15 protein-coding genes are annotated in these 16,554 nt (G+C 41.8%); 9 read left to right on the forward strand and 6 right to left on the reverse strand.

Annotated features, from left to right (window positions below):
- Nucleotides 1-83 precede the first annotated feature (83 nt).
- Entirely contained in the window at nucleotides 84-683 is a 600-nt protein-coding gene (locus PNK_RS07935; RefSeq protein ID WP_059061347.1) for a 3'-5' exonuclease, read from the reverse strand.
- Nucleotides 684-1,268: 585 nt separating this feature from the next.
- Between PNK_RS07935 and PNK_RS07940 the strand changes: the two genes are divergently transcribed.
- From PNK_RS07940 to PNK_RS07960, 5 genes are all read left to right on the forward strand, one after another.
- A complete protein-coding gene (locus tag PNK_RS07940) occupies nucleotides 1,269-1,646 on the forward strand; it encodes a hypothetical protein (RefSeq protein WP_032124203.1) in 378 nt (125 codons plus the stop codon).
- 66 nt (nucleotides 1,647-1,712) lie between these two features.
- Complete coding sequence (gene nusB, locus PNK_RS07945; RefSeq protein ID WP_079992873.1) at nucleotides 1,713-2,261, forward strand: transcription antitermination factor NusB; 549 nt, start codon at nucleotides 1,713-1,715, stop codon at nucleotides 2,259-2,261.
- Nucleotides 2,248-3,138, forward strand: coding sequence for a UDP-N-acetylmuramate dehydrogenase (gene murB, locus PNK_RS07950; RefSeq protein ID WP_059061349.1), 891 nt, complete (start codon nucleotides 2,248-2,250; stop codon nucleotides 3,136-3,138). Before nusB ends, murB begins: the two co-directional genes overlap by 14 nt.
- Entirely contained in the window at nucleotides 3,132-3,974 is an 843-nt protein-coding gene (locus PNK_RS07955) for a PHP domain-containing protein (RefSeq protein ID WP_059061350.1), read from the forward strand. Before murB ends, PNK_RS07955 begins: the two co-directional genes overlap by 7 nt.
- A 5-nt stretch (nucleotides 3,975-3,979) precedes the next feature.
- A complete protein-coding gene (locus tag PNK_RS07960) occupies nucleotides 3,980-5,239 on the forward strand; it encodes a bifunctional folylpolyglutamate synthase/dihydrofolate synthase (protein WP_059061352.1) in 1,260 nt (419 codons plus the stop codon).
- A gap of 60 nt (nucleotides 5,240-5,299) precedes the next feature.
- Here the strand turns inward: PNK_RS07960 and PNK_RS07965 are convergent, their stop codons facing one another.
- On the reverse strand, nucleotides 5,300-6,079 hold the full coding sequence (locus PNK_RS07965; RefSeq protein ID WP_158021752.1) for a hypothetical protein: 780 nt from the start codon (nucleotides 6,077-6,079) through the stop codon (nucleotides 5,300-5,302).
- Between the two features lie 220 nt (nucleotides 6,080-6,299).
- Here PNK_RS07965 and PNK_RS07970 point away from each other — a divergent pair, with 220 nt between their 5' ends.
- A complete protein-coding gene (locus PNK_RS07970) occupies nucleotides 6,300-6,782 on the forward strand; it encodes a hypothetical protein (protein WP_032124200.1) in 483 nt (160 codons plus the stop codon).
- Here the strand turns inward: PNK_RS07970 and PNK_RS07975 are convergent.
- Nucleotides 6,760-8,370 (reverse strand): hypothetical protein, encoded by a 1,611-nt coding sequence (locus PNK_RS07975; RefSeq protein WP_059061356.1) that lies wholly within the window; start codon nucleotides 8,368-8,370, stop codon nucleotides 6,760-6,762. The two genes, PNK_RS07970 and PNK_RS07975, sit on opposite strands and share 23 nt — an antisense overlap.
- 253 nt (nucleotides 8,371-8,623) lie before the next feature.
- Here PNK_RS07975 and PNK_RS07980 point away from each other — a divergent pair, with 253 nt between their 5' ends.
- From PNK_RS07980 to PNK_RS07990, 3 genes are all read left to right on the forward strand, one after another.
- A complete protein-coding gene (locus PNK_RS07980) occupies nucleotides 8,624-10,564 on the forward strand; it encodes a hypothetical protein (protein ID WP_158021753.1) in 1,941 nt (646 codons plus the stop codon).
- A 281-nt stretch (nucleotides 10,565-10,845) separates the two neighbouring features.
- The gene (locus PNK_RS07985) at nucleotides 10,846-11,655 is read left to right on the forward strand and encodes a DUF4116 domain-containing protein (protein WP_158021754.1); all 810 of its coding nucleotides are present in this window, start codon (nucleotides 10,846-10,848) and stop codon (nucleotides 11,653-11,655) included.
- Between the two features lie 223 nt (nucleotides 11,656-11,878).
- Entirely contained in the window at nucleotides 11,879-13,054 is a 1,176-nt protein-coding gene (locus PNK_RS07990) for a ubiquitin carboxyl-terminal hydrolase (protein WP_059061361.1), read from the forward strand.
- A gap of 86 nt (nucleotides 13,055-13,140) precedes the next feature.
- On the opposite strand, the gene cydB is transcribed toward PNK_RS07990, so the two are convergent.
- From cydB to PNK_RS08005, 3 genes are all read right to left on the reverse strand, one after another.
- Complete coding sequence (cydB, locus tag PNK_RS07995; protein WP_032124195.1) at nucleotides 13,141-14,172, reverse strand: cytochrome d ubiquinol oxidase subunit II; 1,032 nt, start codon at nucleotides 14,170-14,172, stop codon at nucleotides 13,141-13,143.
- Nucleotides 14,156-15,550 carry a cytochrome ubiquinol oxidase subunit I gene (locus tag PNK_RS08000; RefSeq protein ID WP_059061364.1) on the reverse strand — a complete coding sequence of 465 codons (1,395 nt, stop codon included), beginning with the start codon at nucleotides 15,548-15,550 and terminating at the stop codon, nucleotides 14,156-14,158. Before PNK_RS08000 ends, cydB begins: the two co-directional genes overlap by 17 nt.
- A 403-nt stretch (nucleotides 15,551-15,953) precedes the next feature.
- Entirely contained in the window at nucleotides 15,954-16,457 is a 504-nt protein-coding gene (locus PNK_RS08005) for a hypothetical protein (RefSeq protein ID WP_158021755.1), read from the reverse strand.
- Nucleotides 16,458-16,554: the final 97 nt, after the last annotated feature.

Here is a 16,554-nt window from a genome sequence, read left to right on the forward strand (position 1 = left end):
TGCCAAGACTGAGCCGGCCATAGCCTATTTAAGAAAAGGCAATTCCTCTCCTATCTTTATGGAAAGGATCCTCCATATTTTACCTAATGGGATAAAATCGGATGTCCAAAGCCGACCACTGTTCGATAGCATAAAATGAGATGATTGACCCCATTGAGAGCACTGTGAGGGCTGGATTCGATGGGAAGTCCAAATTGCTGAGCAATGGCATTTTTGGATAGGCTCATTTCTGCCGGCAATTGTTCATGCTTTTGATCAAAATTTTTGACTTGCAAAGCCCAATACATCGAGGCAAAATCAAGCCAGTGGTAAGGCCAGTGATACTTCTCTTGCGTGTAGACATCGACAATTTGAGAAAAGAATCCGCGATCAAATGCAGGATTTTGGCAAATGTAGACCGCCTTTCCTCGCTCAATTCCCAGATCATTAAAAATTTGTACAACTTCCCGGCCAACCACCTCTTCACTTTGACCAAGCAATACTTTTTCCCAAGAAAACCCATTAATTTGAATACTGATGGGATCGTGCTTCTCCCAAACCTCTAAGGGTTGCTTAACGATACTTTGATAAGTTAGCTTTTCCTCACCCGTATGCACATCAACGACCTTAAAGGCAATTTCCAATACACGATGATGAAAAGAATCAAGACCGGATGATTCGATGTCTAAAAAAATGGCGAGCATAGTTTCAATGGGTTTTATTAATAAAGGGACAGACTAAATAACAAGCGACCTGCACAAGGTATGCCAACAACATAGCTTGAAGATGGGTCTTTAGAGTGGCCAATAAAAGGGCTGAGGTATAACAAAAATCTCCTCCATCTTCAACAAGTTTTTTGAACTCCAGCAAAATTGTGCTTAAAGCTTATATGGATTCGCTTCACAACTATTACTAACCTACAATTGCTCGAACGCCAGCTTGAAGAAAATTTGCAACGATCAAGTGAATTAAAATTTTTACTCATCAAAGCAAATAAAAGCATTCCCAAAAAATCATAATCAACTTATATTTAATTAATTAAAACATCGATTTCTTTCTTTAAAAGAGGCAAAAAAAAGAATGAAAACCATATTTTTATTGCATGCAACATTAAAGTGTTGTTAAGATCGAAACACTCAATCGTAATGATTAGATTGCAATTCTCTTAAGAGAGTCTCACCGCAATCAATTTTCGTAAGATAAAATCCGAGAAGTTTTTTGCCTGTATAGTAATTACATCGCTTTTTTCTCTTTTTTTGGTCTTATTTAACCCTAAACCCCAGCTGCGTATGAAACTCCTCACTCAACCACTCTCACGTCTTTTAACTCGCTTTCGCTATCCTGTTTCTTTACCGGAAGAAGTTGCAGCAGATCTTGGCCTCAATATTTCCAATGCTTTGACATTCGAAGAATTTATCACCTCTTTAACAAATCCCTCTCATCGTCCTACTAAACTTATGCGCTTTATGCCTCGCAACCAAGCCGACGGCATTTTTCAAACGGCTCTTCGCAAAGAACTTTTCAGACAGAACTCACTTTTTTCTTACCATTTTAATGGTGGTTGGATGGAATTCATCCTCCAATTTGACGAACAATCCAGGCTAAGAAGACTGTATATTCAGCACAAAGACCTCAAACAAAAATACGAAATTCCGATTTCTCAATAGTCTGAAACACCGGCTTTGTGCTATGCTTGAGCCTCTCATTTATTAACGTTAAGCATTTAGGACTTCATGGCACTATCGCAACAAAAATTCCGAGAAATTGTTTTTCAACTTCTTTATAGTCAAGATATCGGTCATCCAGATGAAGCTGAGATGATTAGTTTGATCATGGCGGAACTGGCAGTATCGAAGAAAAATGTCCGTTTAGCCCAAGAAAAAATGCACCTCATCGTTGAAAAACTGGCCGAAATCGACTCTTCGATCTCTTCAGTTTCAACATCTTACGATTTTGAACGAATTCAAACGGTGACAAAAAACATTTTACGCCTAGGCGTTTTCGAATTATTTTATGACAAGGGTATTCCGCCCAAAGTAGCCATTGCTGAAGCCATCCGCCTGTCGCGCAAATTCAGCACCCCGGAGTCAGCAAGTTTTGTTAATGCCTTGCTAGATCATCTCTACCAAGGAAGCAAGGGAGACAAGGCAGATCCTCAAATCCTCGCGCAACAGGCGCAAACCCTTGCCGAAAGCGAACAAGCGGCAACCGACTATTCTTTAGAAGTTCCTCTAATCGATGAGCCAGATGAAGATGAAAGCCCCTCTCATGAACATTCCTAATGATTTTCAAAGCAACCGCTTATTAAAAGATTTTACGACATTTGGAATCGGTGGACCAGCCAAGCATTTCGTTGAAGTTCGCACACTTTCCGCTATGCAGCAGGTTCTTCACTACTGCCATCAAAATAAGCTCCCTTTTTTCATATTGGGAAAAGGGTCTAATTCTTTATTTGACGATCGAGGATTCAATGGTGTCGTCATTGCCAATCGCATCGATTTTCTAGAAAAAATCCAGCCAGACCAGTGGCATGTCGGTGCTGGTTACAGCTTTTCACTGTTAGGCTCTCAAACAGCTCGTCAAGGCTTTTCAGGATTAGAATTTGCTTCTGGAATTCCAGCAAGCGTCGGCGGAGCGGTTTATATGAATGCAGGAGCAAATGGGCGGGAAACTGCAGAGTCCTTAATCAGTGTAGAGTTTGTGAATTCCCAAGGAGAGCTCATCCACTTCAACCGCTCAGATCTCTCTTTTCATTACCGAACTTCTCCTTTCCAGAAGCTGCCTGGAGCAATTGTATCTGCTACTTTCCAACTGACGCCTTCTGAGACCGCCCGCGAAAAACAGCTGGCAATCATCGACTACCGCAAAAAAACACAGCCCTATAAAGCGAAATCTGCAGGTTGCGTGTTTCGCAATCCAGACTGCGGTCATGCCGGAGCGTTAATCGATCAGGCAGGCCTAAAAGGAAAAGCGATCGGCGATGCAGAAGTCTCGACCGTACACGCCAATTTTGTGATCAATCGTGGAATGGCCTCATCACAAGATATTTTAGCACTCATCCATCACATTCAAATCGAAGTAAAAGCTCGAACGGGTGTTGAGTTGGAAAGTGAAGTGCGCTGCATTGCCTACGAGCCATCCAAGGCAGATGCATGTTAGATTTTCGAGCAGACCTTCACTGTCACAGTACCTGTTCAGACGGGACAGCCACACCACAAGAAATCATTGAGCTCGCTTGCCAAAAAGGATTGCAAGGCCTTTCGATTACAGACCATGATACGATTGAAGCCTATAAGGAAGCCATCCCTATTGCAAAAGCCAAAGGCCTCCCCCTCGTTTCAGGCGTCGAGTTTTCGGCCGTCCATAAAGAAACCAGCATTCATATTTTAGCTTACAGCTTTCCTTTGCATTCACCCTTGATTTTAGATTTTTGCCATAAACACTATCAAAGGCGCTTACTGCGCAATCAAGCCATTTTAGATCGCCTGACCGCACATGGAATGCCGTTAACGCTTGAAGATGTGCATCCCCAAACCCTTGTATCTCAAGTAAGCATGGGACGCCCCCATATTGCCTTAGCCATGTTAAAGAAAGGGTACGTGACCACTATTCAACAAGCCTTTCACGATTATATTGGCGAGGGAAAAAGCTGTTATGAGCCAGGCCACACCTTTAGCGTCGAAGAGACCCTCGATCTCATTCATCGCGCCAAAGGGCTTGCAGTCATCGCCCACCCGCATCTAGTAGAAAATATCGGCATCATTCGCGATCTTTTAACGATGAAGTTCGATGGCATTGAGGGATATTACGCACGCTTTCCAAAATCTAAGCAGGAACGCTGGGTCAAAATCGGCCAGCATCGAGGATGGCTTGTAACTGGAGGCTCCGATTTTCATGGCACCATCAAGCCAACTCTTCCTCTTGGCAGCTCATGGGTCGGAGAAGAGACTTTTAACGTTCTACTCGAGCATTTCAAACAACATACAATTGATTAATTTCTATGACCTACAAGGAACTTATCCAACGCTTATTTAGCATCAATCTCTTTGGCGGCATAAAAATGGGATTGACCAATTGCTACCAACTGCAAAGACTCCTCAACTTCCCGGATCACGCATTTCCAACCATCCACGTCGCGGGAACCAACGGTAAAGGATCGGTCGTCACAAAAATTGCAAAAGCCTTGCAAGAATCAGGCTATCGCGTGGGCCTGTATACCTCTCCTCATCTCTGCTGCTTTCGCGAAAGAATTCGAATCAATCAAGACATGATTTCCGAATCGTCTGTAGAAACCATTCTTCCCCATCTATTTGAGCTAACTACTGTGCATGCAATTCCTGCCACTTTTTTTGAACTCACCACTTTATTAGCCCTAACCTACTTTGCGAGAGAAAAAGTGGATGTTGCCGTTTTGGAGACAGGATTGGGAGGGCGTCTGGATGCAACCAATATTGTCTCCCCTCTTTTATCGATCATCACCTCAATTAGCTTGGACCACACCGACATTTTGGGATCAACAGAAGAAGCCATAGCCAAAGAAAAAGCCGGCATCATCAAATCGGGTATTCCCGTAATTATAGGTCCTAAAACGCCCCATCGACAACTCTTAGACATCGCTCACGCAAATAACAGCCCATGCATCAAAGTACATTCCCTTTCTCCTTTGTTCGAAGAAGAAAATAAAGCCATTGCTCATACGGCTTTGAACCATTTAAAAAGCAGTTTTAAACTTCCCCCGGAAGCCATAGCAAAAGGATTGGAAGCAAAACAGCCTTGCCGTTTCGAAGTGTTGCAAGGCTCGCCAGCTGTCATTTTAGATGTCGCTCATAACCCCGATGGCCTGCAGCGCCTCTTCCAAGCAACAAAAAAACATTTTCCAGAACATTCAATAAGAGTTCTATTCGGATTGTCGAAAGGAAAGGATCTTGACGGATGTTTAACTATTTTAAGAAACAATGCCGCTGCTTTTCATATCGTGGAAGCTCCCAATGGAAGAGGGGCTGCAATCAGCGAGTTGAAGGCACGCCTCGCCAATCTGGGTGTTGAACCAAGCCCCATTCACACCCATTCCGAGATTCAAAAAGGCATCCAAAATGCCGTACAAGCAGCTAAACTGCATAACCAAATCCTCCTGATCTGCGGCTCTTTTTTCATCATGAGTCAAGCAAGGCAAGCGCTTGGAATCAATGAACCACGCGATGAGATCGACCTCAACGAACGACATGGACCCGCCAAACCATCAAGTGAATGGAATCGTTGAATGCTTTCTATTCAATTCGCTGTTTTCTGCCTGGCATTTGCCCAGCCAAATCTCAGGAATTTATAAATGTATTTTATCTGTTCTAGTGCTGTCATAAACTTTTCTCAAGGGGATTTCAAATTGCTTTAAACGATTTTTCTTTTCACTCGCTTTCAATTTTAAAAAAGATGGTTCATGAAGTAGACAGCATAGTTTTTGAAAATCCAGTTGAATGTTCTCGAAAATGCGAATCGCTTTCTTAGAATAACCTTCCGGCAATCTTTCGATAACCATGAGATGGTTATAGTGTGTCGATTGAGCCACCTCGCCTGTTCGGGTGTCCAAAGCAATTTGAGTAAAGCAATACTTGCCAAGATAGCCATTTATTTTTCCAATTAAATACTCTTGATTGACCGGGCTTCCAACGTCCTCGATCAAGGCAAATAACTTCTGCAAATCATTGCTTTCATCCTCCAACAACTCCTGCTTGCTAAAAAGATTTTCTTTTACGGTAGTGCGCGAAAGCTCTGCTAGCACGCGCCTAATGGCAGCGATGCCTTTACTGTATTTTTTATGCCCTCCTATGACTGAAATTTCAACGCCATTTAAGTTAACGCCATTCCTCTTAAGGTTTTTTACCAATTTATCAAAAGAAGCTCTTATGCACGTCAGCGAATCAATGTGCAACAAAGAGCCTATTTTTGAGACCGGATCATAGATAGTCACGGCAAAGCAAGTCACAACATGGCTCGTAAACAAGATGGGACGATCACTTGTTGCCGCTGTCAGAGCGTACCCTCCTTGTGGGACCCCTACATGCATTGAAGCACAGCTTTGACTAGAATATAGTATTGAACTCATAAAACCTTTTACGTAAAAAACAAAAAATAAAACGATTTTTCAAAAGTAAAATAAAAAAACCACAAATTATAGGCATATAAATCAAACACCCACAACGATTAAATTTCAATTAGTTGTTAAATTCCAACAAGTCATTCTCCCATTTTTCTGCATTTTTAATTTTAGAATGGCGAGATATTCACAAATCACTAAAATGGACTTATTTTGAAGGAGACTCTCTATGCACCCCTTATGGCAATTTCTGCAATCTGAACCCATTTTAGCCCTTCTCATCGCCGTCTTAATCTTCTTAGTTACCATTTTTTTAGTCGTCAAACAGTGGATCGGGTTCTCCATTACTCTCCTCCTCCTCCTGTTCTCGCTAGCAGCAGGCTTGCTTGTCAGCAATCAGCAGATGCTGAGGGGCTATGCCAGCGACTACCACATAAAACATCTTCAAGACAGCAATCAAGACGCTTTTAAAAAGCAAATCTTCCAGGCTGTGGAAGATTTAAAAGCGGAAGTTGATTCAGAAAAGGAAAATCTGCGCCATGTTATGACGCAGGTCCAAGACATTTTCGATCAAATGGACACGCAAAAGCAGAAATTGCAGCAATTTATCGAAGAAACGAAAGAGCGTTTTAAAGCCGAAGCAGGCAAGAAGGGGCAGAGCGAAGAGGCCCTACCTCAAGCCGGCCTTTCTAGTTCTGAGAAACCTCTTTAAAGCTCATAGATCCAGCCTTTTTCACTTGCGGCAAGGCACGATAGAGTCCAGAAATCGTTTGATAAGGAAAACGGGAAAACCAAGCCAAGAGCATCCACTTAAAGCTTTCTAGATCCGTCGAATGCAGCCCTTCACAGCCTGACACATTTGGATCTTGAAATTCGTAAGGGGAAGTCAATGATAGGTAGACAGCATGACCCGTCTCCGGCTCCTGCTCAATCAAGCTGGCTTTAATTCTTTTTTTGATAGTTTCTGGAGCATCTGAACCCAATATAGCAAGGGTCTTTTCCTTCAACTCTTCAGGCGTCAGCGCTTTCTTTTTTTCCTGCCTCGCATGCGCCCGGTTATCCGCTACCGTTAAGATGAAATGTGTTTTGCAACCCTTGTAGCTGCCTATCAATTGATCCAAAACATTCAAGATAAACTCATCAACTGCGATATCCCCTTGACGCATTGAACCAAATGGCCCAATGATCTCCTCAAGATCGAAACTTAACTTTTTGCCCAAAAAAGGAGGAATAATCGTCCGGGAGTAGTTTCGATCCAGTTGACTTGCAAAATCCTGCCTCTCTTTTCTTACTGCATCTCTTTGCAAGGCAAGGGAATCAAGCTCTGGCTGAGCCTCCACCCTTCCGTCTAAATCAGACTCCAAAATAGAATAATCAATGAGCCTTTCATTAAATGTGTAATTGAAGTAATGGCTCATATCATAGCACAGCTGATAAAAGCGTGCCTTGCTCGAAATTTGCATTCCCTTGCATGGCAACTTGTCTATCTTCGCTTCAATATAGCGAATCGTAGCACCCGTGCACACTCCTTGCAAAAGATACTCTTGCGAATCTTTTGTTCGGGATTGCTCCTGCATGGAGTGCAAAAACTTATGAATAGAACTAAAAGTCTCATATTTTTGAATGGCAATCATATGCTTATTTAAGCGCGCGATGAGCCTTTCTTCCATCTCCACATGCTGCCCATTAAATTCCCCTTCATCCTGTCCAAGGGCCTCGTCTAAATAGTCTAAGACAAAGATTTCTTCGGATCTATGAATCTGCCTAAAAACAGCATAGGTGCGCTCAATCACGCCCTTAATTAACATCATTTTCTGCTCAGAAACTGCCTTCTCCAAGCCTTTATAAAATCTGGACTGAAAACTAACCCAAAGAACGCCCTTTTTTAAAAAGGATTCATACCGTGAAAAAGGCTCCTTCACCCTAAAAGCTCGGCCAATCAAATTTAAATAGAGCACCCAATTTTTCTCCCGACACTTCTGAATACCGGTTAAACAATCGCTTGCACAATCGAAATGAGAAGCCTTAATAGTCAATATTTTCGTTCCAGCCAAACGCTCCAACTCCATCAACTCAAACTCGCTCATTCCCCTCCACTTTTGCAAACGCAATTGCCGGATATTGCCGTGCAAGTCCATAAATTGTTGATAGTTAAAAGAACCATACTCATCGTTGAACCGACTAATAATGACTTGAATCTTACTCTTAAACTCGCTCGCCTTGAAATGACTATTTAAAATAGTAGAGTCTTCACTAACCAATAAAGATTTAATTTGAGCATTAACAAATTGAATATTCATACAACCTAAAATTATTTTAGCTGGATGAACAATACTTGAAATTTATTAACAAATCTTAAACAAACAATAAATATTTATTAAATCATCAATTGAATTTATATTTAGTAAATGCTATTTTTTTAAATAGATTGTAAGCTTCACTAACAGACTCTTTAATGAGAACTTAACACCTTCTTTATGAAGTCATTAGACGAATTCAATACAGTCATTTTTTTATTACCTTACGGCTATTACTCATTTAACCCCAGTTAGGATGATGATTCAGATTCCCTCTTTAGCAACTGCTTCCCTATTTATTAAACAGATCGGAAAAAGCCTGATCATCCTGACGCCCCTGCAAAGAAAAGTGCTTGCAATTTTTGCTTGTGCAGTTGCCTGTGTCACAATCAGCTATGCAATCGGTCGTCGTTTCAAGGTAAACTCGCGCATCGAATCGATGATTCCTGCTTTTAAAGATTTAATTAAAAGAAGAGAGCCCTCTTCTTCTTCCATTGTTCATGACACTCATTTAGCCCCTATCCCCCAATTGATTAATGAAGCGACTGTACCAGAGGAAAATCTCGAACAACAGCAGCCGATCCAGCCAGATGGAAAGGAACAAAGACAAGGCGAAAAAGCGCTTGAAAGCCCTCTTTCAGAGCCTCTGCTGCCAAGCGAAGATATAGCCCGTCCTTTTGCAATCAAGCCTCAGGATGAAAGAAAAGAGTCTCAAAGCATCGCTACCACGCAAATAAAGGATGAAAGCGCAGAAGCATTGTCCGACGAATCCTCTTCCCAAGACCCCCTTATAAATGATCAGAGTGCGGACTTAGGCCTCTCTTCAAACACGGCTAGTCATGAAGAGATTGTCAATGACGATGTCGCAAACGAGCACTCTTTACCCTCATCCATGCAAGAGACGGGGCCTCAGCCCAAAGAAGCATTCCTGATTGATCTAGGATTTCCAACTCTTTTTGAAGGGAGTGAGGCACATCTCAAAGAGCTTTCAGATCTAGAATCCATTTTAGAAGAAAAACCGCACAGCATAGAGATACCCACGGTTGATCAGGAGACCTCTTCTTTCTTTGAAGGCACAAACGAGGTAGATTCAATAGAAGATCTATCACACATAGTGCCATCTCCAGACATTATCGAAGAGCCTCTTCTTTTCTTAAAGGATAAATCAGATCTCGAGGCTGTCGCCAGTCAATTCATCAATGCCAAGCTGTATAAATTGAAATGCGATGTTGTTTCAAAGTTTCTAGATGAAATTTACCAAGTGAAAGAAGTTAAATGCGAAGAAGAAAGAACGAACTGCATTCTTTACATTGCCGATCACCTAATAAAAAGTCATAGAGTCAATGAAACTCCAATCAGTTCTTTCATTTCATCCCTCAAAGCCTATGCTAAAACAGCCTCTGAAGGAATCCAAAAGACTTTTGTAGATTTAATCGATCAATTGAATAAAAGGCAGCAGGCATTGGAAATACTCTCCTCCTATAAAATGCTCCTATTTAAAAAGGGGGATCCTTGGCAGGAACTTTCCAACCAAGAGGCCTTTAACCTGCTTAAAAACAGCGACAATGCCCCTCTTGACTTTGATCGCTTGATTAAATGCATGCTTATTTGCACTTTTAACGAAGATAAATTGGATCGCTCAGCTGTCACCCCCTTACTAAGTAAAGGGCTCCAACTCATCAGAAAAGAAATAAGTACAATCGACTATGGCAGTGCAGGCAATGGCGCTTTCATCCTGGAAAAACTGTATCAGAAATATCTAAACGTTTACTCAGATGGACTGAAAATTAAATACGCAAACGAAAATGGCTCTTTGGCTTCTCATGAACTGTTTAAAAAAGACACAAACCAATTCATCATCTCCATGCCTCTTGCTCATGGACACTACACAAATACAATCGTTGATGTAAAAGGGGGGGACTTTAAAATATGTGATAACTGCGCTGCCCACTTGCGCTACGACGAGCTGAATACCATCGCCCAGCCTTCCCTATCTCAATACACCCTCTATATGCCGCAAACACTCTATCAATCTGTTAAAGATCGAGTACAGCTAAAGCAGCTCTGCATCCCTCGCTGGGAAGCTAATAACTGCTATTTAAGTGCTAGCTGGCTAACCTTTGCATTCCTTTTTTATTTCTACAAGCAGGCCCATGATGTCGAGCAGGAAGCACTGCAAAAGGAATTGATCGCTTAAGGCAAATGGTACAAGTCAAGGATAAATAGATCGGACTCGATAGACATTAGGCACGATATGTTTAGCCTCCAATACCTGTAGCGCTCGATTTTCATTTGCTTTATACTAGAGCTCGTCAAATTCATAGGGCCTAAATTTAGCATATTTCCTGGCTCCTATTTACTGACTAAAGCCGGAATTTTAAGCGAAACCTCGAACAAAAGTATTCCATGCGTTTACAATTATCTGATCAAAACCTATCTATTCATAACGTAAATAGCGATAACTGTTCGTTGAATGCAATGAACAGAAGTCGTGTTTCTCTTGAGGAAATCGCCCAGGATTCCCTGCTTCACATTACAGGCTTCGCTCAAACGAATTGGAATGAAGGAACCGAATTGGCTAAAGTGTCTCGCATTTTCAAACGAGCAATCGATTCATCAGAAACAAGACAGCTTGTTCATCTCTTCAAACAAGCAAGAATGAAAAGTGAAGATTTAAGTCAACCAACTCTTCCGACAGACTATTTAAAAAACATCTCTTTCGATGCGTTAAAGGCCCTTTTACCGGAAAATCTCAAGTTTGAAAAAGCCCTGTCATCTTTATTTCAATATGCCTCCTCCATTATACCAGGAAGCGAAATAGAAAAACTCACTCTCCTTTTGATGAAACACGTAAACTGGCGTCTGGAAGAGGCTATGCAAAACAAATGGCCTGAAAACTCCGCCATTAAGCCTATCCTCAAGCAATTGTCAAATGCTTTTAAAAGTGAGCATTTAAACAAAATAGAATGGGAGACCTATTTACCTTGGGGCAGAAAAGCATCCTTTCAAAACACTCACTTACTAGCTAAAATAGCCGATCCCCGCTACAACTCCATCAGACCTTTTGTTCTAGAAGCCCTTAGAAGAGATGGAATGGCGCTTCAGTATGCTCATGAAGAGTTCAAGAAAGACAAACAACTTGTGCTGGTCGCTGTGAAACAAAATGGCCTGGCGGCTCAATTCGCCGATGCATCTCTGCAGTACGATGGAGAAGTCGGCCAAGCAGCATCAAACCAACTCAACCTCTCAATTCAAGAATTCACACGCTCATTTTTAAGCCGCCTGTAAGGCCCTCGCAATCCAAACACTCCAAGATAATAATAGGCTTTTGTTAACTTGGCGCATTGCTAATGACAATTAATACATTTACGATGAATTAAACTAAGTATCACTATTTATTTAAATTGAAAATCCATTTTAATTCAGTTATGATTATCTAAAATAACATTCACAATTAACATTATCCTCAAATAACCATGTCAATGGCCAAAACCTGTAAAAATTAAATTTTATGCACTCACATTTCTCATTACCGCTTCTTTCCAATAATCAAAAATGGACGGTCGAAAACGATATCATAGTCGCTCAACCAAAAAGCCGCAACTGCTTAGGAAATCTGCTCGATTTCAATGCAGTCGTGCAAGTAGCGCACAAAAAATTAGTTGATCAAAGCAAAGAAGAAGCTAGAAGAGTTGTTCATTCACTTTCTGCCAAGTATTCGCATATTAAACAAGCTGTGAATCAACACAATGTGATCAACCGCCTATTTATCAAATTAGTCCTTTGGATCTATGGTTTCGACAAGCACTTTCAGCAATTAGAGAACGCTTTTTTCAATCTGCCGGACAATAGCGATGTCTTGCCTGCCATCGAGGCCAACCTCCTTACTATTGGTGCAAGCGAGGTTTCTCCTTACGCATTTTCGCAAAAAGGCGGATTTCATAATGGAGGCAATACCTGTTTTCTAGCAACTGCTTTGCAGTGTCTTCAAGCTTCTTCTGAAATCCTGCCAGAAGAACTAAAAGAAGAATTTAACCAGTCTTGCGAAAGTGAGGCTAATGCCTTCAAGCGCCAAAAGCTCATTCAAGCCATTAAAAGCACTTTAGAGAAATCCGGGCGCCAAGAAACATGTACAGCAGAACAAATCAACGAATTGAGAATGCATTTATCGGATTACGACTCTTCCATACCCCTTGTCACAGGTGGAGATAGCATTCTGGCATACAAAAGCCTGATCTCGATATTCCTAGGCCAGTGGCTTACCATTACTTTTGATTCAAAAAAATCTTACACAAACAACTGCCTTGAATATGTGGTTTCTGAACAACATACGCGGGATAAGCCGTTTGGCAAGCCTTACCAAATGCTCGAACAAACCTGCTATATTCATGATTATGCTTGTCAAAAGGACAAAAAAGCCCCTTTAATCCTTCCTATTTGCCTAAGACGTACAAATGGACAACACACGCTTGTTCCTCAATCGATTAATCTGGCAAATAGTGAAGTAATATACGAATTGATTGCCTTTTCAGTTAATGGTAAAGGACATGCCTATTGCTATGTCAAAGCAGGAGAAGACAGATGGGCAAATTATAACGATGATCAAGTCTCCTTTTGCACTCCTGCCGACGTACAAGAAGATCTTTACAACTATGGCTCCGTTCTCATCTATCGTCAGATGCCCTAGATATTACCAATGTATGAACGCCAACTGTGTTAATCGCTTATTCACTTTACTTGTCCATAAACCAGTGACAAGTAAAGTGATCTATTTCAATAACTATGGGGGTCTATCTTGACCTTGCCTCTAAAAATGTAATAGATGGCAATTGTATAAGAAATGACAAGTGGTACCCCCACCATGGCGATAACAAAAAGAATTTTCAATGTCAAAGGTGATGAAGCTGAATTGTAGATAGTCAAACTCAATTGATCAGGTTGATCTATCGAACGAATGACATTGGGGTACGTTCCAATGGCATACAAGGCCAGCAAGCAAATGATGTTGACGCACGAAGAGATAAAGGCCCTAACATCGCGTCCTAAATTGATTTCCCTTGGAATATTTGCAACCGCAAGCAGATTGATGATCGCAATCAGAAAGAAAAAGGGGCGGTGCTGAAAAGCTTCAATCATGTGAGGCATATAAATCAAAGTTGCCATCGTTGTCGTTGCATAACAGATGATAAAAATGATAATGCAAGGTACCGCTCGGAGGCGCATTTTATCGTGCAATTCCCCTTCGGTCTTCATCAGAATGTAAATGGCGCCGTGCATGAGAAATAAAGAAACGGCCAAAAAGCCAACTAAAAGGGCATACGGATGAAATAAATCCTGAAGCTCTCCTGTAAATTCTTTGTATTGATCGAGTTGAATGCCTCGAATCAGATTTCCCAAGGCAACCCCTAAGATCAAAGCAATCAAAAAACTTCCAAGGGCAAATGCCACATCCCATGTCCAACGCCACCAGGCCATTTTTTCTTTACTTCGAAACTCGATTGCCACTGCCCTGAAAATCAAGGCACTCAACAAAGCCATCACTGGTATATAAAAGGCCGACAGCATCGTCGCATAGATATCAGGAAATCCTGCAAACAACGCCCCTCCTGCCGTCACAAGCCACACCTCATTGCCATCCCATACCGGTCCGATGGAATTGAGCATCACGCGCCGCTCGCTATCTTTTTTGGCAAATAAGTGCAGCATGCCAACTCCAAGATCGAATCCATCTAAGATGGCATAACCCGTCAGCAAAATAACAAAAATGGTAAACCAACCAAATTCCAAATTAGAGATCGGAATCATGAGCACCCTCCTCAACTAGATGATGAAGCCCGTGGTAAGGGGTAGATTGATCGCTTCCTTCCTCTTCCGGCCCGTGCTTGATTTTTTCATTCAAAAGATAAATAAATAAAATAAAGAGAAGCGTATAGACCACCATAAACATGAGGATCGAGCCAAAGACGTGATTCGCTGTCACCGATTTAGACAATCCTTCCGAAATGCGCAATAGCCCATAAACAATCCAAGGATAGCGTCCAACCTCGGCACTATACCACCCGGCTTGATTGGCTAACTGAGGGAAAATGGCTGAGAAGGTCATTATCCACAAAAGCCAACGATGAACCTCTAACCGCTTTCTATACCATAAATACAGTCCGGCAACTGCCAAAAAGAGCATGATCGCCCACATGCCAAGCATCAGGCGGTAGACATTAAATAAAGCCGTGACATGAGGCCAATCCTCTTTCGGAACTTGATCCAATCCCTTTACTTCAGCATTGAAATCCCCAAACGACAAATAGCTGAGCAGCTTGGGAATTTGAATAGCATAATCGAGCTTTTGCTCTTTGGCATTGACAACGCCAAACAAAGTAAGAGGTGCGCCAGACTCTGTTTGGTAGAGCGCTTCGAGCGCTGCCAATTTGGCCGGCTGATATTGCGCTACTACTTTTCCGCTGCTATGGCCGGAAAAAGCTTGTAAAATCGATGTTAAAAAAGCGACCCATAATCCAATGATCATCGATTTTTTTGCAAATTCTCGATGCCGATTTTTAAGCAAATAGAAGGCTGAAACGCTGATGACGAGAAAGGCTCCTGCAAGCCAGCACCCCAAGATGACATGCTGGAGACGAACGACAGAGGAGGGATTGAACACCATGCCCCAGAAATCCGTAATTTCAGCCCGTGCCGAGAGGCCTTCTCCAACGATGTGGTATCCTGCCGGCGTTTGCATCCACGCATTAGCTACAACAATCCAGATGGCACTAAAATGTGCCCCCAAACAAACCATGGTAGTGGCAAAAAAGTGGAATTTAGGGCTGACTCGATTCCAGCCAAAAAGCACAACAGCCAAAAAACCAGACTCAAGAAAAAAAGACAAAACCCCTTCTGCCGCTAAAGCGCTCCCAAACACGTCGCCCACGTAGCGGGAATAAGTGGCCCAATTTGTTCCAAATTCAAACTCCATCACAATCCCAGTCGCTACACCAATCGCAAACGTCAAAGCAAACACTTTGGTCCAGAACTGAGCCATGCGCAGGTAAACAGGATTTTTTGTTTTTAAATACGTTCCTTCCATGATCACCATGATCAATCCCAAGCCTATGCTCAGAACCGGATAAATGTAGTGAAACATGATAGTCAAAGCGAACTGAATGCGCGCCAACATTAAAACATCCATGACCTTCACCTAAGCGTAATAAATTTCATATGACCTGAAACCAAATCTGACCCAATCGGGGGGCCGATCAAGAAATGCCAATCATTGTCATTACTAGCCTGCATGATTTCTTCATTTTCAAATGCTGATGTGCATGGCTAGTCAGGCGCCATTCCCTTATATCCTAAAGGAATTTATTTACTCTATATGAAACTTATTGAAAAATGACTGAATTAATCGCTCAGCCCATTTATCTCAGAAAAATAATCGAAACATGAACCAAAATCCATGCATCGATTATATATGTGTGAATGTTCAGGCACTTTGAGTGGTCCTCAGGCGATTCGCTCTTTGAATGAATTAAGAGCATCAAAAATGATGTCTATGTCGAGATTATCCCTCTTTAAAATGGCTTGCAGGATTTTTATCTGATCCCGCCCTCTTTTGGATTTTTCCTTAAATAGCTTCCTATGTCTTCTTTAGCTGATTTAATCAAAGCCTCTCGCTTTTCATCCCTCATCGACGCAATAGCAGCATCAACATTATCGTATGTCGTATAGGTTACCATGTCTTTGCGCCATTCTGCGTAATCTTTGGCCGCAGCAATTGCATGCCCTGTTGCTTCACTCACCTTTTTAGGAGTTGTGCCAAAAGAAAAAGTCCCTAGTTTACGATGAGAAACAATAAAAGCATTAAAACCGAGCCCATGGATTTTTTCAGCATCATTCGCTCTTACCTCTACATACCCTTTTCCTAAAACAAAGGCTCTAAAGAGCGATACCTTTTCCCTAATAAATTCGGGTGATTGATTTCCAACTTCTAAAGACCCCATTCCAAGCAATCCTCTAACCTTATTCACTCCTTCTATGAACAAATCTCTAAATGAAGGGATCTCAATTTTTGGACCATACAGGATTTTATGCGCCAAACCGCTCTTATCGAAAACAAAACCGACTGTTTCCTCTGCCTTGTAATCAGCCTGCCTCGTGAAGATCTCTAAAGGAGCATTTGTTTCAACCCCTCCA

It is taken from the genome of Candidatus Protochlamydia naegleriophila, from assembly GCF_001499655.1.
Taxonomy (GTDB): Bacteria; Chlamydiota; Chlamydiia; order Chlamydiales; family Parachlamydiaceae; genus Protochlamydia; species Protochlamydia naegleriophila.